20 protein-coding genes are annotated in these 26814 nt (G+C 63.7%); 10 read left to right on the top strand and 10 right to left on the bottom strand.

Features of this window, described 5'->3' with window-relative positions:
- Window positions 1-82 precede the first annotated feature (82 nt).
- From AC1DYJ_RS09050 to AC1DYJ_RS09035, 4 genes are all read left to right on the top strand, one after another.
- On the top strand, window positions 83-1237 hold the full coding sequence (locus AC1DYJ_RS09050) for an ABC transporter ATP-binding protein (RefSeq protein WP_477280297.1): 1155 nt from the start codon (window positions 83-85) through the stop codon (window positions 1235-1237).
- Complete coding sequence (locus AC1DYJ_RS09045) at window positions 1234-2460, top strand: ABC transporter permease (protein ID WP_477280296.1); 1227 nt, start codon at window positions 1234-1236, stop codon at window positions 2458-2460. The genes AC1DYJ_RS09050 and AC1DYJ_RS09045 overlap by 4 nt, the downstream gene beginning before the upstream one ends.
- Window positions 2457-3308, top strand: coding sequence for an ABC transporter permease (locus AC1DYJ_RS09040; RefSeq protein ID WP_477280295.1), 852 nt, complete (start codon window positions 2457-2459; stop codon window positions 3306-3308). Before AC1DYJ_RS09045 ends, AC1DYJ_RS09040 begins: the two co-directional genes overlap by 4 nt.
- 115 nt (window positions 3309-3423) lie before the next feature.
- Window positions 3424-4479 (top strand): ABC transporter substrate-binding protein, encoded by a 1056-nt coding sequence (locus AC1DYJ_RS09035; protein WP_477280294.1) that lies wholly within the window; start codon window positions 3424-3426, stop codon window positions 4477-4479.
- Between the two features lie 15 nt (window positions 4480-4494).
- On the opposite strand, the gene AC1DYJ_RS09030 is transcribed toward AC1DYJ_RS09035, so the two are convergent.
- The gene (locus tag AC1DYJ_RS09030; RefSeq protein ID WP_477280293.1) at window positions 4495-5301 is read right to left on the bottom strand and encodes a family 1 encapsulin nanocompartment shell protein; all 807 of its coding nucleotides are present in this window, start codon (window positions 5299-5301) and stop codon (window positions 4495-4497) included.
- Window positions 5298-6344, bottom strand: a complete 1047-nt coding sequence (locus AC1DYJ_RS09025; RefSeq protein WP_477280292.1) for a Dyp-type peroxidase — start codon at window positions 6342-6344, stop codon at window positions 5298-5300. Before AC1DYJ_RS09025 ends, AC1DYJ_RS09030 begins: the two co-directional genes overlap by 4 nt.
- 883 nt (window positions 6345-7227) lie before the next feature.
- Here AC1DYJ_RS09025 and AC1DYJ_RS09020 point away from each other — a divergent pair.
- Together AC1DYJ_RS09020 and AC1DYJ_RS09015 are read left to right on the top strand one after the other, a co-directional pair.
- On the top strand, window positions 7228-8001 hold the full coding sequence (locus AC1DYJ_RS09020) for a WecB/TagA/CpsF family glycosyltransferase (protein WP_477280291.1): 774 nt from the start codon (window positions 7228-7230) through the stop codon (window positions 7999-8001).
- On the top strand, window positions 7998-9218 hold the full coding sequence (locus AC1DYJ_RS09015; protein WP_477280290.1) for an FAD-dependent oxidoreductase: 1221 nt from the start codon (window positions 7998-8000) through the stop codon (window positions 9216-9218). The genes AC1DYJ_RS09020 and AC1DYJ_RS09015 overlap by 4 nt, the downstream gene beginning before the upstream one ends.
- Before the next feature lie 85 nt (window positions 9219-9303).
- Here the strand turns inward: AC1DYJ_RS09015 and AC1DYJ_RS09010 are convergent, their stop codons facing one another.
- Window positions 9304-10452: a GNAT family N-acetyltransferase gene (locus AC1DYJ_RS09010; RefSeq protein ID WP_477280289.1), complete on the bottom strand. Its 1149-nt coding sequence runs from the start codon at window positions 10450-10452 to the stop codon at window positions 9304-9306.
- Between the two features lie 257 nt (window positions 10453-10709).
- Here AC1DYJ_RS09010 and AC1DYJ_RS09005 point away from each other — a divergent pair, with 257 nt between their 5' ends.
- Window positions 10710-12224: a glucosamine inositolphosphorylceramide transferase family protein gene (locus AC1DYJ_RS09005; protein WP_477426045.1), complete on the top strand. Its 1515-nt coding sequence runs from the start codon at window positions 10710-10712 to the stop codon at window positions 12222-12224.
- On the opposite strand, the gene AC1DYJ_RS09000 is transcribed toward AC1DYJ_RS09005, so the two are convergent.
- Both AC1DYJ_RS09000 and AC1DYJ_RS08995 read right to left on the bottom strand, forming a co-directional pair.
- Window positions 12210-13304 (bottom strand): glycosyltransferase family 4 protein, encoded by a 1095-nt coding sequence (locus AC1DYJ_RS09000; RefSeq protein ID WP_477280287.1) that lies wholly within the window; start codon window positions 13302-13304, stop codon window positions 12210-12212. The two genes, AC1DYJ_RS09005 and AC1DYJ_RS09000, sit on opposite strands and share 15 nt — an antisense overlap.
- Window positions 13301-14713 carry a lipopolysaccharide biosynthesis protein gene (locus AC1DYJ_RS08995; protein ID WP_477280286.1) on the bottom strand — a complete coding sequence of 471 codons (1413 nt, stop codon included), beginning with the start codon at window positions 14711-14713 and terminating at the stop codon, window positions 13301-13303. Before AC1DYJ_RS08995 ends, AC1DYJ_RS09000 begins: the two co-directional genes overlap by 4 nt.
- Window positions 14714-14946: 233 nt before the next feature.
- Here AC1DYJ_RS08995 and AC1DYJ_RS08990 point away from each other — a divergent pair, with 233 nt between their 5' ends.
- The 3 genes from AC1DYJ_RS08990 to AC1DYJ_RS08980 are packed head-to-tail and all read left to right on the top strand — an operon-like array spanning window position 14947 to window position 19745.
- Window positions 14947-17094 (top strand): GumC family protein, encoded by a 2148-nt coding sequence (locus tag AC1DYJ_RS08990; protein ID WP_477280285.1) that lies wholly within the window; start codon window positions 14947-14949, stop codon window positions 17092-17094.
- Between the two features lie 3 nt (window positions 17095-17097).
- The gene (locus AC1DYJ_RS08985) at window positions 17098-18228 is read left to right on the top strand and encodes a glycoside hydrolase family 5 protein (RefSeq protein WP_477280284.1); all 1131 of its coding nucleotides are present in this window, start codon (window positions 17098-17100) and stop codon (window positions 18226-18228) included.
- Window positions 18225-19745, top strand: a complete 1521-nt coding sequence (locus AC1DYJ_RS08980) for a hypothetical protein (RefSeq protein WP_477280283.1) — start codon at window positions 18225-18227, stop codon at window positions 19743-19745. The genes AC1DYJ_RS08985 and AC1DYJ_RS08980 overlap by 4 nt, the downstream gene beginning before the upstream one ends.
- A gap of 64 nt (window positions 19746-19809) precedes the next feature.
- Here AC1DYJ_RS08980 and AC1DYJ_RS08975 read toward each other — a convergent pair whose 3' ends face one another.
- From AC1DYJ_RS08975 to AC1DYJ_RS08955, 5 genes are all read right to left on the bottom strand, one after another.
- Window positions 19810-20694, bottom strand: a complete 885-nt coding sequence (locus AC1DYJ_RS08975; protein WP_477280282.1) for a hypothetical protein — start codon at window positions 20692-20694, stop codon at window positions 19810-19812.
- 163 nt (window positions 20695-20857) lie between these two features.
- Complete coding sequence (locus AC1DYJ_RS08970) at window positions 20858-22510, bottom strand: FAD-binding dehydrogenase (protein WP_477280281.1); 1653 nt, start codon at window positions 22508-22510, stop codon at window positions 20858-20860.
- 51 nt (window positions 22511-22561) lie between these two features.
- Window positions 22562-24274 carry an aldehyde dehydrogenase family protein gene (locus tag AC1DYJ_RS08965; protein WP_477280280.1) on the bottom strand — a complete coding sequence of 571 codons (1713 nt, stop codon included), beginning with the start codon at window positions 24272-24274 and terminating at the stop codon, window positions 22562-22564.
- A 22-nt stretch (window positions 24275-24296) separates the two neighbouring features.
- The gene (locus AC1DYJ_RS08960; protein ID WP_477280279.1) at window positions 24297-25469 is read right to left on the bottom strand and encodes an alanine racemase; all 1173 of its coding nucleotides are present in this window, start codon (window positions 25467-25469) and stop codon (window positions 24297-24299) included.
- A complete protein-coding gene (locus AC1DYJ_RS08955; protein WP_477280278.1) occupies window positions 25466-26755 on the bottom strand; it encodes a D-arabinono-1,4-lactone oxidase in 1290 nt (429 codons plus the stop codon). Before AC1DYJ_RS08955 ends, AC1DYJ_RS08960 begins: the two co-directional genes overlap by 4 nt.
- Window positions 26756-26814 lie beyond the last annotated feature (59 nt).

Below are 26814 nucleotides of genomic sequence, written 5' to 3'. Positions count from 1 at the left end.
GCCCGGCAAGCGCACGAAACCTTGCTATTTCGCCGCGGACCGGCTTAACGGGAAATGGCGGCAGGACGACTTGGGTGGGGACATGAACGAGCAGCTCTCAGCCCTTCAGCGGCCACAGGCTGGCGCGGCCGGCAATTTGAGCGACGAGCGGCCCTCTGCGGAGGCCACCCCTCTCGTCGAATTCCGCAGCATCAGCAAGACCTATGATGGCGTCGCCAACGTCGTTGAAAACCTCAATCTCGCCATCGGTCGGGGCGAATTCCTGACGCTGCTTGGCCCCTCTGGCTCCGGCAAGACGACGCTGCTGATGATGCTGGCCGGGTTTGAAAGCCCAACCGGCGGCGAGTTGCGGCTCGACGGTCGGCCTCTCGACCGCACGCCGGCCCACCAGCGCAACATGGGGATCGTCTTTCAGAGCTACGCACTGTTTCCACACATGAACGTGCGCCGGAATATCGGCTATCCCCTGCTGCAGCGCGGCATCGCCAAGGCCGAGATCGCGCGGCGGGTCGACGAGGCGCTGGCCATGATCCATCTCGACGGTTTTGGCGAGCGGCTGCCGGCGCAGCTTTCCGGTGGCCAGCAGCAGCGCGTGGCGCTGGCCCGCGCGCTCGTTTTCAAGCCTGATCTTGTGCTGATGGACGAGCCGCTCGGAGCGCTGGACAAGCAGTTGCGCGAACAGATGCAGATCGAGATCAAGCACCTGCATGCGGCGCTCGGTGTCACGGTTCTCTATGTCACGCACGACCAGTCGGAGGCGCTGACGCTGTCGGACAGGATCGCGGTGCTCGACAAGGGCGCGATCCTGCAGATCGGAACGCCCGAACAGATCTACGAGACGCCCAATTCCTCCTTCGTCGCCAACTTCATTGGCGAGATGAACAATTTTCCCGGCACGGTGCGCGACCACGATGGCGTCTGCCGCGTCGCGCTCGACTGCGGCGCCACCGTGCAAGCCGTCAATGCGATTGCCGCCATGCCCGGCATGCGCGTCAACGTCGCCGTGCGGCCGGAGCACACACGTCTCGGCCTGCCTGGCGAAGCTGGCGCCATACCGGCGACGGTGCGCTCGACGATCTATCATGGCGATCATCTGCGCTATGAAATCGAGGTCGATGGCCGCTCCGATTTCATGGCACGCACAGCCGGATCGCAGCGCTTTGCAGCCGGCGCAAGCGTCGCGTTGAGCTGGGACGCCGAAAAGGCCCGCGTGCTGGATGAGAGACAGGCGCAATGACTGTCACTGCCGCGCCGATGGTCGATCTGCGCGCGGGCCTGCGCCGTGCCGAGCGTGGACGTCAGTTGCGCGCCTTTGCGCTGGTGAGCCCGCTGCTTGCCTTCCTGCTGGCGATCTTTGTGCTGCCGATCGCCTCGACGCTGCTGTTTTCGATTTCGAGCACCGAAATGCGCGACGCACTGCCGCGAACGACGGCGGCCCTGGCCGGCTGGACCGGCGAAACGCTGCCGCCCGAGCCGGCCTATGCCGCCCTTGCCGCCGATCTGGGGCAAGGCTACGCGCAAAAGACCGTGGCCGGCGTCGCAACGCGGCTCAACCAGGAGATACCAGGCATGCGCAGCCTGGTCATGCAGGCCGCACGCAAGGCAGACACGCTGACGCCGCCCTACCGGACAGCTTTCGCGGCCATCGATCCTCGCTGGGACGACATCGCGACCTGGCGCGCCATGCGCTCGGCTGCCGGGCCGCTGACGCCGCGCTACCTCCTGCAGGTGCTCGACCTCGAGCGCGAATGGGATGGCTCGATCGTGCGCGTACCGCCCGACCGCGCGGTCTATATCGGTTATCTCGCGCGCACCTTCTGGATGAGCATCGTGGTCACGCTGCTGTGCATCGCCATCGGCTATCCCCTGGCCTTCTATGCTGCACACTGCCGGCCGCTTGCCAGAAACCTGGTGCTTGCAGCCGTGCTGCTGCCATTCCTGGTCTCCGTGCTGGTGCGAACCGCGGCGTGGATCGTCGTCCTGCAAAAGAACGGCATCGTCAACAGCCTGCTGTTGCGGCTTGGTCTTGTCGACCAGCCCTTGCCGCTCATCTTCGACCGCTTCGGCGTCTATGTCGTCATGGTGCATGTGCTGCTGCCGTTTCTGGTGCTGCCGCTCTACAGCGTCATGCGAACCATTCCGCCATTGCATATGCGCGCCGCCGCCTCGCTCGGCGCGACGCCGCTGTCGGCTTTCCTCGGCGTCTACCTGCCGCAGTCGTTGCCGGGCTTGAGCGCCGGCGCCCTGCTCGTCTTCATCCTGTCGCTCGGTTACTACACCACGCCGGCGCTGGTCGGTGGCCCGGGTGACCAGATGCTGAGCTCGCTGGTGACGGAGTTCGCGCTGGAGATCGGCAATTGGGGCATGGCGAGTGCCGCCGCGACCTTGCTGCTGGTCTCGACACTGATCAGCTACCTGGTCTTCGCCAAGCTGTTTGGCGCGCGCGGCTTTCTGACATGAGGACCTTTTCCGCCCCACACGGTTTCGTCACCTGGCAGCAGCGTCTCGGCGCAATTGCGTTGCGGGTTGTCGTTGCACTTGCCTGCGCCTTTCTCATTCTGCCGATCGTGGCCATCATCCCGATCTCATTCAGCTCCGGCACCTTCCTCAGCTATCCGCTGCCCGGCCTGTCGCTGCGTTGGTACGCTGAGGTTCTGCAGCCGACGCCATGGCTCACGGCGCTGAAGAACAGCCTGATCGTGGCCGGCGCTTCGACCATCCTCGCCACCGTGCTCGGCACCATGGCCGCCTGCGGGCTGACGCTGGCAAAGTTCCCGGGACGCGGGATCGTGATCGCGATCTTCCTGTCGCCGCTGATCGTTCCCCCCATCATCATCGCGCTCGGGGTTTATTTCCTCTATGCCCGCATCGGGCTCTCGGGAACATTCACCGGCCTGATCCTGGCGCACGCCATGCTTGGCGCGCCGTTTGTGGTGCTCACCGTCATGGCGACATTGCAGACCTTCGACCGCCAGTTGCTGCGTGCTTCGCAAAGCTGTGGCGCAACACCGCTCACCACCTTCCGCATGATCACGCTGCCGATCATCGCGCCGGGCGTGCTGTCGGGCGCGGTCTTTGCGTTCATCACCTCCTTCGACGAGGTCGTGGTTGCGCTGTTCGTTGCCTCGCCGGCACAATTCACGCTGCCGCGTCAGCTTTTCGCCGGCCTGCGCGACCAACTCGAACCGTCGATCGTGGCTGTCGCCACGCTGCTGATCGCCTGCACGCTGATTTTCCTGGGAGTGTTCGAGGCCCTGCGCCGCCGCGCCTTGCGCAGCCTCGGCAAGGTGGACGGCGTGCTTCCGTGATCTGCATGCATTTTTGGCGGCTGCACCCCAAAAATCGTCAGGCAGTTTCGAACGACTTGGGCTACCAAAGCGATGGCAAACGGTCCTTGAGGGGCCGCACACAGAGGGGTTGGGCATGAAGGGTTTCATCAAAGGCGCGTTGCTGGCAGCCGCGCTCAGCGTAACGCAGCACGGTGTGGCGCAGGCGCGCGACTTCACGGTAACGGCGTGGGGCGGTGCGGTGCAGGACGCCAAGCGCACCATCTACTTCACGCCTTTCGCTCAGGAGAAAGGCATCAAGGTTCTTGACGATGTCTACGAGGGCGGCTGGGCGCCGTTCAAGGCCATGCAGGATACCGGCATCGCGCCATGGGATGTCGTCCAGGTCGAGACCGCCGAGTTGGTGCGCGGCTGCGAGGAAGGTGTCTTCGCGCCACTCGACTGGTCGAAGATCGGCGACAAGAAGGATTTCGTGCCCTACGCGGTTTCCGAATGCGGCGTCGGCACAACGGCCTGGTCGATCGTGCTTGCCTTCAACAAGGACAGCGTGAAGGACGGCCCGACCACGGTTCAGGACTTCTTCAATCTTCAGAAATGGCCGGGCAAGCGTGCCATGCGCCGGGGCCCGAAGATCAATCTTGAATTCGCCCTGATGGCCGATGGCGTTGCACCCGCGGATGTCTACAAGGTGCTGTCGACACCGCAAGGCATCGACCGCGCCTTCGCCAAGCTCGACACGATCAAGCCTGAGATTCAATGGTGGAAGGCCGGCGCACAGCCGACGCAATGGCTGGCATCAGGCGATGTCGCCATGGCTCTCGCCTACAACGGCCGGGTTTCAGCCGCACTCGACGACGGCAAGCATCTTGGCATCGTGTGGCAGAACACGCAGTACGATGTCGACGCTTGGGCCATCCCCGCCAAGTCGCCCTATATCGAACTCGCCCACGAATTCATCAAATACGCGTCCGACGCCAGGCGGCAGGCCGACTTCACCAACATCTTCGCCTATGGCACGACGATCAACGGCGCCGATAAGTTCATCAAGCCCGAGCGTATCGCGCTGCTGCCGGCCGGCGACAATCTGAAAACCGGCTTGCATATCGGCAGCGAAGAGGCGCGCGCCTTCTGGCTCGACCATCTGGAAGAGCTGAACGAGCGCTTCAACACCTGGTCTGGAACCTCGGAGTAGACGGCGCCGATTGCGTCACTTCCGCGACGGCGCGAGCGTCACACAGGCCTCCGCCGTCAGCAGCCGGAAGGTGAACGTCTCCTGCAGATAGAGCTCGACGCTCGTGCTGGAATGCGAGAGGTAACCGATCGACAGGTCCTGGCCGATATCGAGCTCGAAATCGCCGCCGCGCGTCGACAGCACGAAGCCACCTTCGATGGCCGGCGCCCAGATGATGCCGCCATCGACCATGCGCTCGATATGATGGAAGACCGGGTAACCCTCGTCGCTGCCGCCGCTGGCGGCCGTGTAGGCCGCAGCACCCAGCACCAGCGCATAGGGGCCATTGACGCCGGCGAGCCGCAACTGGCTGACCGCCTGGGCGATCGCTTCGGGATAGCCCATCACATTGGCCGGTAGCGCCACCACCGGATTGCTGGTGCCTTCACGAATACCCTGGATGCCGGCGGCGGCGTAACCGTCGAACACCGAGCGATCCTCGGCAAAAGCGATCTTGCGCGCCGCTTCCTTCACCGCGGACCAGTCTGAGTCCGTGGCGCCCCGGTCGACATCGTCGATGGCCTGGCGTGTCAGTTCGAACGGAACCCGCAGTTCGACCAGCGCCTGCACCTCGCGCTGCACCGATTGCACCCCTTCGCCCGGTGCAGCGATTGGCTTGGTATGGCCAGTGCCGACAGATGACAGATCAAAACCCTTCGGGCCGACGACATCGACGACGCGGCGCGCCGCCAGATGGCGCTTGAGGGTGCGCGATGCCTCGTCTTCGATCTGCTCCCACGCGCCGTCGGAAATGGGAGCGAGTTCGCGATAAAGATTGTTCATGCCTGCCTCACATCCTTGAGAGATCCGATACCGAGTGAACCATCGCGCGGACGCGGTTGATCCGCTGCCTCGGGCGGGGCCGACAACGCAGCAGCCGCGGTATCCGCCGAAACACCGTCGAGAAAAGTCGCCGACGGCACGAAAAACAGCGTGCCGGTCACTGCCCGGCTGAAATCGAGCAGCCGGTCGTAATTGCCGGGCGGCCGGCCGATGAACATGTTCTCCAGCATCTGCTCGATGCGGCGCGGCGAGCGGGCATAGCCAATGAAATAGGTGCCGAACTCGCCCTTGCCTGCATCGCCGAACGGCATGTTGTCGCGCAGGATTTCGAGCTCCTCGCCATCCTCGGTGATCGAGGTCAGCGCATTGTGCGCCGATGTCGGCTTCACCGCATCGTCCAGTTCGATGTCCGAAAGCTTGGTCCGGCCGATGATCTTCTCCTGCTCCGCCACCGGCACCTCGTTCCAGCGCGCCAGATCGTGCAAATATTTTTGCACGATGACGTAGCTGCCGCCGGCAAAGCCGGGATCCTCCTCGCCGATGATGGTGGCGTCGATGGCGCCCTGATCCACCGGGTTCTCGGTGCCGTCGACGAAACCGATCAGATCGCGGCTGTCGAAATAGCTGAAACCATGCACCTCATCGCTCGCGGCAACCGCACCGCCGAGCCGCGACATGATCTGTGTCGCCAGTTCGAAGCAGAGGTCCGTCCGCACCGAGCGGATATGAAACAGGATATCGCCCGGCGTCGAGACGGCATGGTGCTGGCCGCGGATCTCGCGAAACGGATGCAGCTCCTTCGGCCGGGGCGTCCCAAACAGCCGGTCCCATGCGTCAGAGCCGAAGGCCATGACGCAGGACAGCTGGCCTTCGAGATCGCGAAAGCCGACCGCGCGCAATAGGCCGGCGAGATCGCCGCACAGGCTGCGCACGGCCGCATCCTCTTGCGGCCCGGATTTCAGCGTAACGACCAGAAATATCGCGGCCCGCGACAACTTCGCGACGACCGGTTGCGAAACAGCAGATGGCAAACTGGACTCCATGCTTGATCCGTTCGGTATCCTCTGACGCGGTGCCTGAATCAAGCAGCATGCTACTCAGGTTGGTTCACAGAATTTGGCGCTTGCGCCCGCCTTCGACGATAAGGCATTCTGCCGCAATGGGCATCCCTCCAAGGGATAGGTCGGCAGGATTTTTGGTCCGACTGCCTCACGATGCGCCTACCCTTCGATGACCGGTACCGGGCAGTCCGAGAGAGCGAAGCGGGTTGCGAAAAGCAGCGGCGGCGAATTTTCGACCCATGCGATGGGCAAAGATTTCTGCAAGTAAATGCAACCAGAAATACATATTCCGCTGGCAGCGGTTGCTTACAAGCATCACATCGATTGAAGCCTTTGACATTCAATCGAAAGCTATCGCTAGCCATGGACCATGACGGAAATCCCTTTCCATCGACCTTTTCTTGTCGCGGACCGCGTCGACATGTCCACGTCGCCCGGTGGCCGCCTGGGCGTTCGCAACCCCAAACTCCCGCCACGCCGCCATCGAACTCTGTCGGCTGAAAAAATGCACAGAGCGCATTGATCCAATTGGTTTTTTGCGCTTCAGGGTCAAAAGGCAAGCGGGCCTGAAACGGTTCGTTCTTCGCGATTCGGCACGCTTCGCTGCGGCGATGCAACGCATTGATTTATTTATAGATTTTTGTGAAAAATTTACGCATTAACTACCTATTAACGTATCGCTTAACTTTCCCCTCATTTTACTTAGAATACTTCGAAATGGGTTATCTCCACGATGGGCGACGTTTCGAAAAAGTCTCGAAGGGGCAAGGACGCGATCCGCGAAGCGGATTCGCGGCGCCCCGACGCGTCCGCGGCAAATGAGGTTTCCCATCCCCGTTCGCTTGGCGAGACCGGACCTGCAGGCGTGACAACCGGCGCGCCACTTCCCACCTTGCCGACGGTGGTGCTCGGCGGCCTGCCGATCACCGTGATCGACCGGCAAGACGCCGCCCGGCTGATGATCGCTTCAGCGCGCGGGCATCTGCCCAACACCCGCCCCTATTATTTCACCTCCGCCAATGGCGATGTCATCGCCCAGGTGGGGCAGAACGCGGAAGTCGCCCGGCTGTTTCGCCAGGCCGACCAGATCTTCGCCGATGGCCAGCCGCTGGTTTTTGCCTCGCGCCTGCTGTGCAGCGTGCACCTGCCGGAGCGGGTCGCCACCACGGACCTGTTCCATGATGTGGCCGGGCTCGCCGAACAGGAAGGCACGACGTTCTACCTGCTGGGTTCGACGGAGGCGGAGAACAACAAGGCTGTCGCCCGCATCAGCGCCAAATACCCTCGCCTGCGCATCGCTGGCAATTGCCACGGCTTTCTGGACGGCCCGGCGCTTGAAAGGAAACTCGACGAGATCAACGCGCTTGCGCCCGACATATTGTGGCTCGGCCTCGGCGTGCCGCGCGAGCAGATCTTTATCCGCGATTATGCATCGCGGCTTCACAATGTCGGCCTGATCAAGACGTCGGGCGGGCTTTTCGACCATATCGCCGGCAAGGTCCGGCGCGCCCCGCTATGGGTGCAGAAGGCCGGTTTCGAGTGGCTCTGGCGTGTGATGATGGAGCCGCGTAGGCTTTTCTGGCGCTATTTCACCACCAGTCCCCGGGCCGTGTACGCCCTGTTGAGGTACTCCAAATGACGGCCGAGCACAGCCACAGTCCGCTGCCTGAAGGGACCGATGCCGAGATCGCCATCGTCGGTGCCGGACTGTCCGGCACCATTGCGGCGAACGTGCTCGCACGGGCCGGCTACAGCGTCATCCTGATCGATCGCCATTCGGTTTTTCCCAGGGAATTCCGCGTCGAAAAAGTCGCCGGCGACCAGATTGAAAAAATGCGCCGGCTTGGCCTTCTGGACAGGCTTTCGACGGCTGCGGTGGCTTTTGACGAGATCGTCAACATTCGCAGGGGACGCTTCCTCGATCGTACGCATGCGCGCCACTACGGCATTTTCTACGATGACCTCGTTGCCGCCATGCGCGCCGAACTGCCCGAAAACGTTCGCTTCATAGCCGGCCGCGTGAACGCATTGGAGACGGGAGCGGACCGCCAGCGCGTGTCGATCCTCGACCATCACGATGTGACGGCGCGGCTGCTCGTGCTCGCCACGGGCATGGGCGACATTCTGAAACGCGATGTTGGCATCGAGCGCCATTTCGTCCATCAGAAGCAGTCGCTGACCTTCGGTTTCAATCTGCGCCCGGTGGGAGCAAGCGCCTTCAAGCACCCGGCCCTCACCTATTACGGCGGGGTCTCCGACGGCATCGATTACCTTAACCTGTTTCCCGCCGCCGACGTCACGCGCGCCAATCTGTTCGTCTTCCGCGATCACCGTGATCCCTGGGTGAAAGCGCTGCGCGAACGTCCACGCGAGACGCTCATCGACACGCTGCCGGGGCTGGTCAACGCGTTCGGCGATTTCGAAGTCATCAACCGGGTCGACAGCTGGCTTACCGACATCACCGTGGCGCAGAATTGCGTGCGCAACGGCGTCGTCTTGATCGGCGATGCCTATCAGACATCCTGTCCGGCCGCCGGCACCGGCGTCAGCCGGCTGCTCACCGATGTCGAGCGGTTGTGCATGCATGTGCCGAACTGGATGGCTTCGCCGGGGATGGCGGCTGCCAAGATCGCAACGTTCTACGACGATCCGGCAAAGCGGGCGATGGATGAGCATGGCCTTCACATGGCTGATTTTCGCCGCAGCCTGACCATCGACACCGACCTGCGCTGGCGTGCGCGCCGGCAGCTTCATTTCAGCCGTCGTCGCGTGTTGCAGCAGATCAGCAATTTCAGCCCCGCTTTCGCGGCCAGGCTGCGCGGTTTCAGAAAGCCCGGCATCGAAGCCGCGAGTTGATCGCAGGCTAAGCAAATTCCAGGAAAAGTGTGGAGCGGTTTTCCGGGGAAACGCGTAGCGCTTTCCCTGGAATTGCCCTGGACGTTCAGGATCCGGCCGCCTCGTCGCTGGGCGCCTGCGGCACGACGGTACGGTCGGGCTTGCGCTTCTTGCCGTGCGATCCGACCAGTCGCCGCGCCAGGGCCTTGGCCGCCGGCAGCTTCTCGACGGTCATGTGCGCGGCATAGCCGAGCGGGCTGCCGGCCCTGAAAATCTGCCACATCGGCGATGGCCGGCCACCGAAGGTAATCTTGTAAGGTTCGTCGCCAATGGTGAAATCGAGCGAATGGTCGCCACGCTCGATGCAGTCGCGGGCGATCTGTTCGAACATCAGGCTGCCGATCGACTGCTTCCTGTAGCCCGCCTCGTCGAAGCCGCCGAGAATGACCAGCAGCGAGCCGCGATGGGCGAGACCGAGCGCGCCGGCAATCGCGCGATCATCCATCCAGAACGTGTAGGTGCGGGCAAAGCCGCCACATCCCTCCGCCGCCACAGCCATGTAGAAGTCGAAATAGGACGGCGACTGCAACAGGTCGGCCGGGCCGTCGCTGCCGTCGAAACGCTTGCCGCGGTACAATTTGAGCGCATCGAATGTCGTTCGGATGGCGTCGATACTATCCGAACATTCAAAACGCGCCTGGCCCATCCGGCCGAGCTGCCGCGCCTTCTTGTCGAGTTCCTTGCGATAGGAATTGTCGAGCTGGTGTTCGCGCCACGCCGCGAATGTCGGTTCCAGCGTGCTGGAATAGGCGCTCATGCCCATGTTTTCGCGCTTGTCGATGCCAAACAGGCGCTCGATTGCCAGCGAGCGGTCGGCCAGCTTGCCGATGCGCAGCAGATCATAGGGCTTCACATGTTTTCGGATGGCGGCCACGGTGCGGCCGTCTGCCACGATGCGCGAAAACGTCTCCTCGTCGGCGACCGGCGATATGTAGTCGGAAACACGCATGTCGGCGAATTCCACGACTTTCAAGAGCGTGTAGCGACGCCTGACCAGCGGCAGCACCATCGCCAGTTTTCCGCCCGTGCGCACGACGATGATCAGCGGCGTGGCCGCACCATGTCCGACGATTTTTTCGTACAGCAAAGCGAGCCAAATGGGGTGCTGAAAAGCGGTCGCAGCCGAGCTGGCGAAAAGCTCGGCATATTCCTTCGAACGAAAATCGAACGAATCCTCGACTGTGACTTCAAACATATGGTCCGAACCGGCTGGGCATGGTCTATCGACGCTGTCTTGCGTTCCACGTCAAGGTCAACCGCATGGAATGTTAGGAACTTGGTATATACGGGGCCTCAGGCGCTGATTGCATATCTGTCGTCAATCCAGCATTCGGCGACTGACCGGCAGGATTGGTCAAGATCTTCCCCTAAAGCGGATGACCAGATGTCCAAGTAACCGCAAGGTAAGTTTTTTCGGTCAGTCATTTCTTTGTACCGGTCATTGTTTTTCAAATGTCCAGGCCGGGTCCCGATACAATCGCGAACTGGTACGACATGCTGGCGATCGACGTCATTGTTCCGCAATCTAGCCCGCGCCTGTGGCAGAAGATTGTCATCGAGCGGCTGCGGTCGGATGGCCACGATGTCGCCGTGGTGCAGCAGCCGGGAACGGCAGGTTGGCCAGGATCGGCCAAAGCCGCCTTTGCTTTCGAACAACGCCTGTTTCGGCGCCGCCGTCCCAGTCTGGCCGCAACGCTGAACGAGATTCCGGTCCAGCCCGCCGGCCGGCCCGCAGCGCTCAGGCTGGACCTTGCCGGCAATGCGCCGCGATCCGATGTCCCAACCATTGGCCTGCTGTTCGATGGATCTCCGTCCGATCTTGCAGCGGCGACGGTGATCGCGGCCGGAAGATTGCCTGTGATCGAGGCCGTCCTCGACGGAAAAGTGGTCGGCCGTGCACGGCCGATGGTGGACAAACGCGAATCGGTGGCACTCGGCACGGAAGATGTCCTCGCACGCGCCATCACCCTGGTCGTCTCGCTCGCCAAGGCCTTTGCCGACGGACGGACCTTGCAGGACGAACCGTCGTCTGAAGCTCGCAGCGGTCCGGCGAGGCAACTCCTGCCCACCTATCTCGGCTCGGCGCTGCCGCGGCTTGGCCGGGAGATCATCCGGCGCGTCCGCTATCGCCACGCGCATTGGCGGGTCGGCTATCGCTTTGCCGATGCCCCGGGCGTCGCGGAAACCGGCAGGTTGGGCAGCGGCTGGTCGGTGCTGCCCGACCCCGGCGACCATTTTTATGCCGATCCGTTCCCGTTCGAACGGCAAGGCCGGTCGTTCCTGTTCGTCGAGGACTATCCCCACGCCACCGGCAAGGCTGTCATCTCGGTCGTTGCGTTTGATGCCAACGGCGTTCCCGAGACGCCACGGCTGGTGCTGGAGGAACCGCACCACCTCTCCTATCCGCAAGTGTTCGAGCGCGACGGGGCCATCTGGATGCTTCCCGAAGCCAGCGCCAGCGGCAAGCTCACCCTCTACCGTGCCTCAGCCTTTCCGGATCGCTGGACCGCAGAGACCGTTCTGGTCGAGGGCGAGATTTCCGACGCAACGCTGCTCGAGCATGACGGGCTGCTCTGGCTGTTCGCCACCGACCGCGACGGCTACGGCAGCACCTCCGACACGCTGCTGGTGTTTTCAGCTCCTGCCCTCACCGGCCCCTGGACGCCGCATGCCGGCAACCCGATCCTGATCGACCACCGCATGGCGCGTCCGGGCGGCGCTTTCGCTCGCGCCCCAGACGGACGCGTCGTCCTTCCTGTTCAGGACGGAACGCTCGGCTATGGCGGCGGCCTCGGCCTGTCCGAACTGTTGCAGCTCGACCGGAAGACGGTGCGGCTTTCAGCACCCCGGCCGATCGTCGCCGACGGCGACTGGCCATACCCGAAAATCCACACGCTCAACCGCGCCGGCAGGCTGGAAGTGATCGACGGGATCGCGGCGGTGCGGAGGAGTTCAGGAAAGCAGTAGCGCCTCGTAGCCGGCACACATCTGGGCTGGCGAGTACTTGTCCTTGAGCCGCCGCCCGGCTGCCGAAAGCCTGGTCATGAGCTCTGGCCTGGCGATCATCTCGGCAAGCCCCGTGGCCATGCCGTCGGCGTCGGCCTCGACGAAGATCGCAGCCGGTTCGCCGTCTTGCGCGGTCAGCACCTCGCGCATCACGGCAAGATTGCTCGCCACCACCGGCAGCCCGGAAATCGCCGCTTCGACGCAGGCAAGACCGAAGGTCTCGCTCGTCGACGGGAACGCGTAGACATCGCCTGCCGCCAGGAATTCGAAAATCTGTGCCGGCGGAACTTCACCGACCAGGTGCAACCGATCAGCCACGCCCCGCTCTTTGGCAAAGGTGACAAGCGTCTCCAGTTCCGGTCCGACGCCGGCAAGCGCTACATGGATGTCGGACAACCGTGCAAGTGCTCCGACCAGCGCGATCTGGTTCTTCGACCGTGTCAGCCGTCCGGACGAGACGGCAAGCCATGCATTGCCTGGCAAGCCGAAGCGGGCACGCGCCGCCGCCTTGTCGAATGGCTCACGCGGTGCCGGAACGCCGTGATCGATGCGATGGAGCCGCCGCCGGTAGGCTTGCGGATAGTGATCGAATTGCGCCTCTGTCCAGGCCGAGTTGACGATGTTTGCCTGGTAAAGCCCGGTCACGCCCATCAGCTTGTCGATCTGGGAGAGCAGGCCCATGATGCCTTTGGTGTGCGGTGCGCCGCTCTGGTTGGCGACGATCTGCCTGACCCCGGCCAGTCGTGCACCAATCGTGCCGAAGATGTTGCCATAGTGCTGATAGGTGATGACGGCATCCGGCCGCGCCTTGCTGAGGTAACGCACCAGCCCGATGGTCGCCCGGATCTGTCCCGGCAAGCCTCTTGGCGGTTCGGTAAGAATGAAATCGGCGCTGGCGTCGTGGTCGAAGGCGTCGGTCTTGCGGTACATGAAGACGGTGCGGACATCATGGCCGCGCGCCCGCAATCCTTCACCCACCATGTCGGAAACGCGTTGCGCGCCGGCCGCCTCCGCCTGCGTCTGCACCTGCACAATCTTCACGTACGGTCCCTAAGCACAGGGCGGGAAACGGCTGCCGCCTTGCTCATCGCCAGGCCGAAGATGGACGGGTTTATGCCTATTCGACGCCGTGCGATCGAGACTGCGATGGCCGTCCAGGCAATCACCGTTCCGGCGATGGTGACCGCCGCGCCGACCGGCCCGAAATAGTAGGTCGTCACGGCCGTCGCGGCGAGCCCCAGCACGTTGACGATGACCAGCACCTTGAACAGTGCATGCTGCAGGCCGGTCAGTTGCAGCAGGATCTCGATCGGGCCGCATGCGGTGGCGAAGGCCGCGCCGATGCCGAAGATGACGAGCGTCGTGCGCATGGTCGGCGTGTCATAGGCCGGATTGAAAATGGACAGGATGAAGCCGCCGAACAGCCAGAACGCCGCCAGCACGCAGAGCGCAATGGCAAAGCTGCCAAGTGCCGCAAGGCTGGTGATGCGCTGCACATGCGCCCTGTCGCCGCTGTAGAAGGCGCTCGAAATCTGCGGCGCCAGCGCCTGGTTGATGCCGTTGAGCGCCAGCGCCACGAACCGCGTGGTGCGGTCGGCGACGAAGATGGCGCCGGCCGGCACCGGCCCCAGGATCATGGCCACCAGCAAGGTGCTGACCTGGCCGAGCGCCGGCGGCAGCGAGGTCACGCCCCACAGGCCGAGCGTTACCGTCTTGAATTCGCTTTTTTGCTCTGCCGTAAGCGGGCCACGCTCGGCGCGCGACGTGTCGCGCAGCAGAAGCACCGTCTGCGGCACGACCGAAAGGATGAGCAGCCCGGCGGTCAGAAAGGTCGCCGCGACCGCACCCATCTCGACATGCAGGAAGCGGCAGCCGAGCATGGCGGCAATGGTCGCCGCCCGCCAGATGATGTCGCGCGGCAAAAGGCCGTAAATGAGTGCATTCTTGGCGCGGAACGCGCCGGAGGTGAACTCCGACCAGCCGAGCGAGAGCGATAGCACGGCCGCAGCCAGGCACAGCGAAAACCACTCCGGCGTGGCGCTGCTGGCGAACGGCATGAAACCCGCCACCAGGATGAGCAGGCTGGAGGCGACAAGTCCCATCAGCGCCACCACAATCGCGCGTGCCATCATGCCATGCGCCGAGTTGAGGTCGCCGAGGCCGACATATTGCGGCCAGAACCTGAGCACCGTGCTCTGCTGGCCGACCGAGGCAAAGAAAGAAACCAGGCTGGCGCCGGCATAGGTGGCGCTGTAGAGGCCGAACTGCCGCTCGTCCATCACCATCGCCACGGCCACGAACATCAGGAACGACAGGCCGGCACTGGCGAGCTTGATCACACCCGCGACCGCCCCGCTCCTGGCGAGCGCGGGGATGGACATGCGTATGTCGGCTGCCGGATTGCCGCTCCCAGCCATTGCGGCCTTTTTGTCGCTTATGTTGTCATCCAAGATCGGCTCCCGTGACGATCGGCAATGGCCTTGCCCCCGCGGCAGCCGAACCGACCCTGAAACCTGTCCCTGAATAGAACAAAAACTCACGCAAGCGCCAGTGCCTACGCCACGAATGGTTACCGGCGCCCCTGCATACAAAGGTGAAACGCTTTGGTAACCTTAACGAAAGGCTAACGATAATGGGGAATAGTGCGAGGTGTAGAGTGACGTGACTCTGCAGAGGAAAAATGATGAGTCCTTCCAGCATCGACGATCGCACGCTTCCGCCGTTGTTTGACATCGCGGCGCTGTGGGCGATCCTTTGGGGCCGTCGCCTGATGATTTTGATCATCGCCGGCGCCGTGCTGCTGCTGACCGTGCTCTATCTCGCCGTGACCAGCCCGAGCTACACGGCAACAGCATCGATCCTGATCGACCCGCGCGATTCACGTTCCACCAATTTCAACAATGTTCTTCCCGGCATCGGCTCCGACAGCGCCGCCATTGCCAGCCAGGTCTTCGTCATCGAATCGCAGGATCTGCTGGGAGACGTATTCGACGGTCAAAAGGTGGAGAGCGACCCCGAATTCTCGGGCCGAGGCCTGGTATCGCGGCTGTTTTCCATATTCGGATCGGACAAGAAGGCCACGCGCGACGCGACCTTCAAGCGCTTTCAAAAAGCGGTATCGGTGGAGCGCGAAGGGCTCACCTATGTCATCAATATCAGCTTCACCTCGAAATCGCCCGAGACGGCCGCGCGCATCGCCAACGCCATCGTCGAGCGCTACCGGACCGGCCTTGCCGGTGAACGCGAAGGCGCCAACAGCGATGTGAACTCCCTCCTCAACGACCGGATCAAGGGCCTGCAGAAGGACGTCAGCGACGCCGAGCGCGCGGTCGAGGATTTCAAGACGACGCACAGGATCGTCGACCCGACCGACGGCGGCACGTTGCAATTCCAGCTCGACCAGCTGACGACGCAGCTGATCACCGCCCAGGGCGACGCCGACCAGGCAAGGGACCGCTACAATCAGGCGCTTGCCGCCGGCAACTCGCCGGCGGGTCTCGCCAGGCTGTCGGAAATCCTGTCCTCCAACTCGGCCATCAAATTGCGCGACGACTACAATCAGCGCGCCGCCGAACTCGCCAATCTCGAAACCATGTATGGGCCGCGCCATCCGGCGATCGCGCGGCTGCGGTCCGAGATCGAACGGATGAACCGGCTCATGGGCGCCGAGGCCGATCGCATCAGGCAGCAGTTGAAGGCCAGCTACGATCTTGCCGCCCAAAATGTCGGCAAGTTGCAGGCCAAGCTCGAAGCCTTGCGCCAACAGTCTTCCGACTCGAGCCTTGCCCAGGTGCAGCTGCGGCAGTTGGAATCCAAGGCCCAGGCGGCTCGCGGCGTCCTCGACGACTATCTGAAGCGGGCCAAGGAAACCTCGCAGATGGAGGGCGTCCAGACCTCCGAGGCGCGTACCATCGCCAAGGCTTCGCCGCCGATCCAGCCGACCTGGCCGAAGCCTGCGCTGCTGCTGCCGGTGGGCGCGGTTCTTGGCCTTCTCGCCGGATGCGGTCTCGCTCTGGCGTTCGGCCCGGTCCGCCGGCCGGAAGACGAACCGCAGGCGCCCAAGGAAGAAATGGCGCCGGCGGTCCAGCCGAGGCAGGACACATCGCGCCCGGTTGCCCAGCCGGCTCCGAAGCCGGTTCCGCCCAGTCTGGGCGAATACCGCGTGCCGGCCAGCGGCACTGCGCTTTCGGGCATCAAGGCAATCAGGGCCTCGCTGTTCCAGGATGGCGACGAGGCGCTTTCGCGCGACGTGCTGAAGCTGATGCGGCAGATCATCCTGCGCCTGCACGACCATCCCAAACCGTTTGTGCTGGCCGTGTCCTCGACGCGCAGCAGCCTCGAGGCAAGGCTTGCCGGCGCATTGATCGGAATCAGCCTGCAGCGCGTCGAGCAGAACGTGCTGGTCGTCGAGATCGAAGGCCAGCCATCGGCTTCGGCGGACCATGGCCCCGGCATATTCGTCGACAGCGCCAGCGGGCTTAGAACCGCCATCTGCAGCCCGCAGGGGCAAAAAAATGGCAGGACCCTGGGTGACGTCCTGACCGAGGCCGGGAACGCCTTCGACTTCATCCTCATCAGCGCCCCGGCCTTCAGCGAAAAGGCCTGGTCCCCGGAGTTTTTCACGCAGGCCGATCTGACGCTGCTTGCGCTGAACCCGTCCGAACAGGCAGCCGACGCTGCCGCCCTGCTGGCGCAACGGCTGGGCGCCGCCCAGATCGGACGCAGCGCCACGCTGGTGATCGCACCGCAGACCGCGCAGCCGGCCGCCCGCGCGCCTGTACAGCCTTCCGGCGCCGCCGATTGGCGCCGCGGTTTGGCCGCGAGGAGCTGATCCGTGCCGGCGGATCTGACATCGCTGCCGGTGATGTCACGGCGGCAGGCGCTGGCGCTGGCTGGCGGGACTGCGCTTGCCACCCTCCCCTTTTCGGCCCGTGCGGCGACAACCGCGCGCAGCGTTCCATCGCGCGGCTTCAATCTTCCGGGATGGCTCGATCGCGAGGCTGGGACTGCTCCCGCCCCTGCGACGCTCGAAAAGCTGCGCCAGTCGGGGTTCGAAACCATCCGCTTGCCGGTGAACAGCGACCTTATCTCGGCCGGCGACCCGGCCGGGCTCCGCCTTATCCATGACGGTGTCGCCGATCTTGCCCGGCTGGGCTTTGCCGTTCTCGTCGACATGCACCCGTCCGCCGACCTTCACGCCGCTTTCGAGCGCGATCCGGCAGCCGCAAGCGAACAGGTGATCCAGGCGTGGACGGCCTTGCGTCCCGTCATCGCCGATCTGCCGGCGGCCTCGGTCTATCCGGAACTGCTGAACGAGCCGCCGATGGAGCCTGCCGTCTGGCTGGCGCTGCGCAACAGGCTCGCCGAGACGCTGCGCGCAACATGTCCGCGCCATACGCTGGTCTGGGGCCCGGCACGCTTCCAGGGCATATGGGAAATAGTCGACGCGCCGCCTCTGGCCGACGACAACCAGATCGCCGCCATCCACTTCTACGCACCGATGGCGTTTACCCATCAATGCGAGAACTGGGATACGTCGCCGCTGGCGCGCATGGCCAACTTGCCGTTTCCTGCGACAAGGGAGACCCCCGCGGTCCGCGACCTCATCGCAAAATTGCGCACTGCCGGCGACGAAGAAGCCGCCTCCCTGCTCGAGAGCGAACTCGCGAACCCGTGGACAGAGGCCGCAATTGCTGCGAACTTTGCCGAGGCCGCACGTTGGTCGGCGGCGCATGACTGTCCGGTCATGCTGAACGAGTTCGGCGTGCTCAATTTCTGCGTCGATGCACAAAGCCGCGCCGCCTGGGTCCGTGCCGTGCGCGAGGCCGCCGAAGCCAACCATATCGGCTGGACCTATTGGGAGCTCGATCAGGGTTTTGGCTTCATCAAGAGCAGGCTGAGCACGGAAGGTTTCGACGCCGCGATTATGGCTGCCCTGCTGGGCGGCGAGGCAGCCGGGCAATGAGCGTCATCGGCGCATATCCGCGGGTCGGGCTGCGCGCGCCGGATAGCAGCGAGGCGCTGCTGCATGTCTGCGTGTCGCTGATCGTTGTTGTCCTGACGGTTTCGGCCTTTGCCGTCTGGACCCCGTTCGGCATTGCCGCGACCTTCCTCCTGACGCTGATCGTGTCCAACGCCCTGCCCGCGGGCGTTCCCGTCCTGATCATCTGCGCCTTTCTCTACCAGAACCTCGTGGTCACCTGGTACACCCCTTACATCCCGGACAACGATACGTTCGATTCGCTGCGCGGTACCAATTTCGTCATCCTGATGAGCGCCTTCGGCATTTTCCTTGCCGCGTCATTCCAGCAGCGCGTGCGCGCCCTGATCGAATTGCGCTTCTGGCTGCTGCTCAGCCTCGTACTCTGTGGAACCATCACCTTCTATCTCGCCCTGGGGATCGTGCACGGCCAGCCCAAGGACGCGGTCGTCTATTTCCGCAACACCATCACGCCGCTTGCCTGCTTCCACATCGCCGTGCTCGCCGCCAGCCTCTATCCGGTCGACCTGCGCAAGAGCATGTTGTGGCTCGGTGCCGGCGCGGTCGTCTACGGATATCTGGAGTTGATCTTCACGATGAATTTCCTCAGCCTCTTCCATGGCGACCTTTACATCGAACGCAGCATATCGCGGCAGATCGAGACCGGCGTCTGGGAGAAGGCGCTGCAGGAGACCGGCTTCGTTTTCCGTGGGCTTGAGGACGTGATGACCACGACCTTCTTCAACACGCCGTTCTTCAACGACATCCTGCCCAGCGTCTTTCGTGTCGGCGGCCCGAATTTTCATCCGATCAGCTATGCCTATGCCCTCAGCATCATATCAGCCTGGCTGCTCTTCAAAGGACGTTGGCTGCTTCCCATTGCGGCCTTGCCGCTGCTGCTCGTCATCGGCTCCAAGGGCGCGACGTTCCTGCTGCTCGTCGCGCTCGCCATGCGTCTGATCTACAGCCCCTCCCGTGCCGGTTTTACGCTCACCGCCGTCATAGTCCTGGCTTTGGCCTGGACGACCGCGGCAATCGGCTATGGCGCGACGCATGGCGACTATCACGTGCTTGGCTTGACGGCCGGCCTGCGCGACTTCCTGGCCAACCCGCTTGGACAGGGACTGGGCTTTGGCGGCAATTTGTCGAGCACCAGCGTCAATCTCAGCTGGGCCAATGCCCAGGCGGAAGGTGTCGCCTCGGTGCCCGTCGAAAGCGCCGTCGGCGTCATGCTCTATCAGATGGGTATAGGCAGCTTTGTCTTCTTCGGCTTCCTGGCGGCGCTCGCCATGGCGGCGCGGCGTCAGCTGATCGAAACCCGCGACCCGGATTTCCTGTTCGGTTTCGTCGTCATCGTCACCATCTCGGCCAATGCCGTGCTGCAGGAAGAAGCCTTCTACTCACCGCTTGCGCTCGGCTTCTGCCTGCTGCTTGTCGGCGTGTCGCTGGGCACGCGCTGGCGCGAACTGGCGATGCAAAGAGCAATTTCAGGAAGAGTGTGAAACGGTTTTCCCGGGAAAAGCGCGTGCGCTTTCCCTTGGGAATTGCGTCAACAAAAGAGAGCAATTACGGCCCGAACACCACAAGTTCGGTGAAGGTCAGGTCGCCCGGCGCCGGCGGATTCGGACCCTTGAAGTATTTTATCCCCCTGTTGGCGAAGTAGCGGCCGAACAGGCCAGGGATGGGCCCCCTGGCGTCGACCAGGCAAAGCAGGATTCCCCTTCGCAAGACAAAGCGCCCCAAGGCGCCGGCACACCGACTCAGATCCGTAAGCGAGCGGCAATAGACGATCTGGGCGCAGGGGATGAGACCATGCAGTATTCGGCGCGGCATCAACACCAGCGGAGCCGCCACCCCGTCGCAAATGCAGACCAGAGAGATGCAGCCCAGCGCAGCGTGCTCCAGGACGATGTATCTTTCACCGTCGGAGAGCATCGCCAATTCGGCAAGATCGGGACGAACCTCAAGCACCTGACACGACCCCGGCACCGAACTCAAGGCGGGCAGGAAGGCAAATTGTCCATGCGAAAAAAGCTGAAAGCCGAGTGCCTTGTTGGCCTTCAATGTCGCCGGCGCCGGCGAAATGTTCGTGAAGGTCACGTCTCTCCGCCTGAGGATCGCCCAGATCAACTTCATGGCCTGGGGACGGTATCCTTCGTCCACCGTCCAGCTTGAAATGTTGCAGCGGATTTCGTCGCCTTCCACGCCAGGGAAGCGGGCGTAGAGCGTCAGCACGACGCCAACGATCCGGCCTGCGTGCTCCAGGGCGAAGCCGTATTGTGGAAAATCGGCGACGACGGGCCGCTGCGACAAACGTGCAAGCGCCCGCATCCAGTACTTGCGGCTGCGTTCTGGAAAGCCCCGGCGCAGGCAATCGGCTACGCCGTCCCAATCACCCTGGTGAATTGGCCGGCAGCCGAGGTCGGGAGGATGGGTACCAAGTACTGCCATAGTCGACCCGTGAACACGATCAGATTACCAGATCCATTCACCCCCACCCTTCCAATAACGCAGGACGATTAACAATCTGCTCTGTCGTCGGGAAATATCCCGACCATGGCACCCGCTGATGGTCTGACGTGGGTCGACGCCAGCGTTTGCCCGGTTCGGGGCGTCACCTGCCCGCCGCGTGCCGACCTGCATTCCTGCCGGAAAAGATGCAGCTGCCGAGAAATGTCCCTTCCAGCGCATTGTAGCCGTGATAGCCGCCGCCACCACCGCCGGCCACCTCGCCCGCCGCATAGAGTCCGGCAATGGGCTCGCCATCGCCGTCGAGAACCTGCGAATTGAGGTTGGTGTGCAGGCCGCCCAGCGTCTTGCGCGTCAGGATGTTGAGGCGCACCGCAATCAGCGGCCCGTGTTTGGGGTCGAGTATCTTGTGCGGTTTGGTCACCCGGAAGATCTTGTCGCCGATGTAGTTGCGGGCGCCGCGGATGGCAGTGACCTGCGCGTCCTTGGTGTAGGCATGGTCGACCTCGCGATCGCGCGCCACGATCTGCGCCTTGAGCCGGTCGTAGTCGAGCAGATTGTCGCCGGAGAGCGCGTTCATGCCCGCGACCAGATCAGCCAGATTGTCGCGGACGACGAAGTCCTCGCCCTTCTCTAGAAACGCCGCCACCGACGGCGGCGCCTTGCCGCCGCGCCGGTTCTTCAGCACGGCCCGCCAATCCTTGCCGGTGAAGTCGAGGTTCTGCTCCGAGCCCGACAGCACGAACTCCTTCGAGGCGATCGTCTTGGTCAGCACGAACCAGGAATAGTCGTGGCCGGTCGACAGGATACGCTTCAGCGTGCCGAGCGAATCGAAGCTCGGGAAGAATGGCGCCTCCATGCGTTGTCCGAGCGCGTCGAACCACAGCGGCGACGGCGCCGACAGCACGCGGATGCCGTGGTTCGGCCAGATCGGATTCCAGTTCTTGAGCCCTTCGACATAGTGCCACATGCGGTCGGCATTGATGACGGCGCCGCCGGCGTCCTGGGTGATCGCCACCATGCGGCCGTCGACATGGTGCGGCACGCCGGCGACCATACGCTTCGGCGCCGGCCCGAGCCGCTCGACCGGCCAGACCTTGCGGACAAGATCGTGATTGCCGCCAATGCCGCCGGAGGTGACGATCACTGCGCCGGCAGAGAGTTCGAAATCGCCGACGACCGTGCGGTTCGACTGCTGGCCGCGCTCGACGTTGGACGCCTCGAGGATTTCGCCCGCGACGCCGGTGACCGCGCCATTGGTCTTGACCAGCCGGCTGACCTGATGGCGGAATTTCAGCGTGATCAGCCCCTTGGCGACGTGGTCGCGCACGCGCCTTTCGAACGGCGCAACCACGCCCGGCCCGGTGCCCCAGGTCAGATGGAAGCGCGGCACCGAATTGCCGTGGCCGTTGGCCAGCGCGCCGCCGCGCTCGGCCCAGCCGACGACAGGCCACCAACGCATGCCCATGCCGTGCAGCCACGGCCGCATCTCGCCGGCGGCGAAATCGACATAGGCTTCCGCCACTTTCCTTGGCCAATGGTCCTGCGGCCGGTCGAACTGGGCCGAACCCAGCCAATCCTGCCAGGCGAGGTCGCGGCTGTCCTTGATGCGCAAGCGGCGCTGCTCTGGTGTGTCGACCAGAAACAGGCCGCCGAGCGACCAGAATGCCTGGCCGCCGAGAAAGCCGCCGCCCTCCTGCTCGACGATGATCACGCGCTTGCCGGCATCGCCGAGTTCCGCGGCAGCGGCCAGACCGGCCAGCCCGCCGCCAACGATGATTGCATCCGCGTCAGCCATTGTCGTAGCTCCTGTCTCGCCTTTGCGCTGCCCTGAGATCGTTGCTTGCCCCTATCCCAGCAGCGCGTTCCAGATGATCCGCGGCAGTTTCAGGACGCTCGGCCGGTAGTGAAACTCGGTGATCAGCCGACCGACGATGTGCGCCCTTTTGTGGGTCAGGAACCAAGCCGGTTTCGGCATGATGCGGAACGGCGCTTCCAGCACGCTGCGCTCGGGCTTGTCGAACAGGAACGTGTTGTGGACGACGCCGATGCCGCTCTGCACGTCCTCGAGCGTATGGCCGGGGAAAGCACCCCAGGTCGGGCGCAGCAGCGCAAACAGAACGCCGCTCCAGGAATTGATGCCGATGCCGCCATACCGCAATTCGGCAACGATCTCTTCGAAGCGCGGCCGGCCGATCTCGGCGATCGTCCTGGGATGGATGAGAATGTTGGCGGCCAGCGTGCCGTGCAGCTTTTCATTGGCGTAGGCGACCGCTGCACGCAGATAGGACTCGGCATTGCCCGCCGGCAGCCGCATGACGCTGAGCGCCGGCGCAAACACCTCGGCGTTTTCGAGATAGGCGTCCGTGCCCGGCCGGAACGGCACCACCACGCAGGCAGGTCCACCCGGGCGCTCGAATTTCTGCACGCTGTCGGCATGCGCTTCGAAGGCAGCGAGGCGCTCTGTCGCGCCCGGATAGTAAGCAGGGCGTGGCGGCGCTTTCTGCATCACCTTTTCGAGCGCCGCCAGCAACGCATCGGATTTGTCCCAGCCTTCGGGCAGCACCAGCATCTGGCAGGCGATGCAGTTGAAGCCGGAATTGTTGAGTTTTTGGGTCGCGATCAGTTCGGCATGGTAGGCGATGTCGGCATTCGACCATGGGCCGGGAACCACTATGGTCGGCGCCACACCGCCAAGCTCGGAGGTGATGCGCCTTTTGTTCTTCGGCGTGCCTGCCGCCTTGTTCTTGCGGCCCTCCTCGCCGGGACCCCAGACGATCGCATCGTGCGAGGTGGCGGCACCGGTGATGTGGATGTCGTCGACGAGATCGTGGTTGCACAGATAGCCGCCGACATCGGCGCCGCCGCGCACGATGCGCAGTGCGCCGAATTCGATCAGCGGCCGCAGCGCCGGCCGCAGGAAATCGATGAGATAGTCATTGACCGGGTTCATCTTGAGCAGAACCACCTGGTGTTCGACGAGGAGCTTGTGCAGGCAGTCGAGCGGCGCGATCGAGGCGACATTGCCGGCGCCGAGCACCAGCCCGACCTTGCCCTTGCGGCTCGCCGCCGGCGCGTCGTAGGCCGCGGCGGTGTTTGCGGCGAGGTTGGCCTTGGTCACGCCGGGCTGCATCCAGATCTCGGCTTTCAAGCCCGTGAACAGCACCTTGTCCCAGATCGAATTCGGAACCACCGTCACCGCCACCTGCCCTTTGGGCAAGGTGCGGACCGGCAGCCCGTCGAGGAATTTTTTGCCCTCCATCAGGCTGAGTGTGTGGATGAACTGGTTGCAGCCGTCCATCAGCGTCGCCGGGCCGGCCAGCCACTCCTCGCCTTCCAGCGGCGAGCCGGTCGGAATACCCTTCTTGCGCACCGCTGTCTTGACCCACGCCTCGGCGACCTCGCGGATATGCTCCTTGACCTCGCGCAGCAGCGCGATCCGCTCGCTGTTCGAGGTGCGCGCCCAGTCGTCCTTTTTCGCGTCGAGATCAGCCAGCGCGAGGTCGAGTTCGGCCGCCCATTCAGGCTGCGTGGGCTGGGTTTTGACTGCCTTGGCGACCATCTGATGCTCCTCCACCTCGATTTTACGAAAACGGCAGCGCGGCCCATTGCGCGGCGATCTTACCGCCGGAATAGACCTGGATCGAACCGAATTGCTGTAGCACGAATTCGCTCTGCGTCGGACGCAGGAAGGCGTAGTCGTCGGGTCCGACATTGGCATCGTCGGGCAGCGCCATGAATTGCTGGTTGGTCGAGAAGCCGAATGTCTTGTCGGTCTTCATGCCCGAGGGATAAACCGGCTTGGCCATCCATTTGCCGCCGTAGAGGAAACAGCCACGGCGCGGCGCGAGGCCAAGCTTCTTGAGCAGCCAGGAGCGCTCGTCCAGGCCCGGCAGCTGGACATCGACCACTTTCAGGATCGGCGCCGCGATGAAGGCGGCCGGCTGCAACTGGCTGAGGCTGGGCACGTCGAAATCGGTCGGCAGCACAAAGGCCGATCCGATCGACAGTTCATTGGCGCCGACCCAGCTGTCATAGAGCAGCGCCGTGCTTGAGCCCCCAAGGTTGAGGATTCTGCGCTGGTCGGGCGCGAGACAGGTGACATACTGGCGAAACAGGCTGACCGCCTTGGCCCGCGCTTTGGCCGGTCCGCCGAGCAGTTTCGGGATATGGCCGATATGCGCCTCATAGGCCATGACGCCTTCGCATTTCAGCCGCGGATGAGCGGTGAGTGCCGCCACCGCTCGCGCCAGCGCGTCGGGATTGCCGATGCCGCCGCGATGCAGCCCGACATCGACCTCGAAGCAGATGCGCAGCTCGCGGTCGAGCTCGGTGGCAAGCGCGCCATAGGCGGCAAGCCGCGCTTCCGTGTCGATAAGCCAGACGACGCGCGACGTCGCTTCGCCGAGCCCGGCGAGCACTCCCTTGGTAAGGGCGTGTCTCGCACCTGCAACCGGCATCGGCTTGCCGAGCAGAAGATCGACATCTGAGAAGGCTCGCAGCATCTCGGCGCTGATCGGCAGATGGAAGGTCATCAGCCTGTCGGTCGCGAACGCCGCGCGGATGTGCTGGATGAGCGGCAGGCATGGCAGCGACTTGTCGACAAGGCGCAGATCGAGGCCCGTGGCGAACTTGGCCTTGATCGCTGTGATGTTGTGATCGAGCCGGTCGAGATCGAGCACCAGGCAAGGCTGATGGATTTCGGCGGCTCGAAGCGCGCCCGACAGTTCCGCGAAATATCCGTCGGTCAGGCTCATGCCGTGACGCCGAGCAGCCTGGCCATATAAGGCGACACGAAACGGTTGTCCGGGTCCATCTCGCGGCGGACTGCCATGGCGTCGTTCCAGCGCGGATATAGCGCGCTCAAGTCCCTTGCCGTCAGGCTGTGCATCTTGCCCCAATGCGGGCGGCCGCCACGCTTGCGGAAGATCGGCTCGGCGGCGTTGAAGAACGCCATCGGATCGCGCTCGACGCCGTGATGGATGGCGATGGAACAGGTCGGCCGCTTGTAGAAGGGGCTGAGCCAGACATTGTCCGGTGCAACCACGCGCACCTCCATCGGAAAGTATACCTCCGGAAACCGCGTCTCGAGCAGCGCGATGATTTCGCTCAGTGCCGCCGCTCCTTCCTCGAACGGCAGGTGGTATTCCATCTCGTTGAACTTGACGTTGCGCTCGGAGGTAAAAACCTTCAGCCAGTCCTCGACATAGTCCTCAGGCGGCACCTTGGCGAAGGCCGAACCGATGAGACGGCGGCGCAGCCACGGGAACCAGCTGAGATAGTCGCGCAGTTTCCTCAGTGTGGTGACGGCATCGTCGTCTTCCGTCGGCGGGCGCACCGTCGCCGGCGCCTCGGTGATGTCGCTGGCGATCAGCAGCGCCTGGCCGGAGAACGGCACGTAGTAGAACTCGGCTGAACGATGCGCCGTCATCGTCGCCTCGAATTGCGACAGCACCTCGCCGATCGGCGCCGTCCAGCGGCGGTGCCGCATCCGGTAGCTTGCCATGTTGCGGATCGTCACTTCGGTGACGGCGCCGAAGGCGCCGAGCGAGGCGCCCATGGCTTCGATCATGTCGGGGCTTTTTGCGCGGTCGAACTCTTTCACCACGCCGCGCCCGTCGACGATCTGCATCGCCTCGAGCTGGGTATGATAGGCGCCGAGCGTGATGCCCGACCCATGGGTAGCAGTGCCCAGCGCGCCGCCGAACGCCTGCTTGTCGATGTCGCCCATGTTCGGCAGCGCCTGGCCGACGCCGTGCAAAAGCTTCGCCATCGTGCCGATCTTGGTACCGGCGCCGACTCGCGCCGTAAGCTTTTTGGGGTCGTGTGCCTTCAGGCCCTCGAAGCGATCGAGCGACAGGATGGTCCCGTCATTCTTGACCAGTGGCGTGAAGGAATGGCCCGTGCCCGCGAAGCGAACCGGCCCGGGCGAGTTGCGAATGGCAGCGCTTAACGCATCGAGAGTCTGCGGTTCGGCAAAAGCCAGCGGCGTGGCCGTGACATAGCCCGACCAATTGCTCCACCGGCTGATAGCCTCTCCCACTTGGCGCCTCCCTGGAACGGCCGGCTTGACCGGTCTTGATCGCTGCACGGAATAATATG

The organism is Mesorhizobium sp. P2_B11 (genome assembly GCF_056404855.1).
This window is presented reverse-complemented; position numbering and strand designations above follow the sequence as displayed.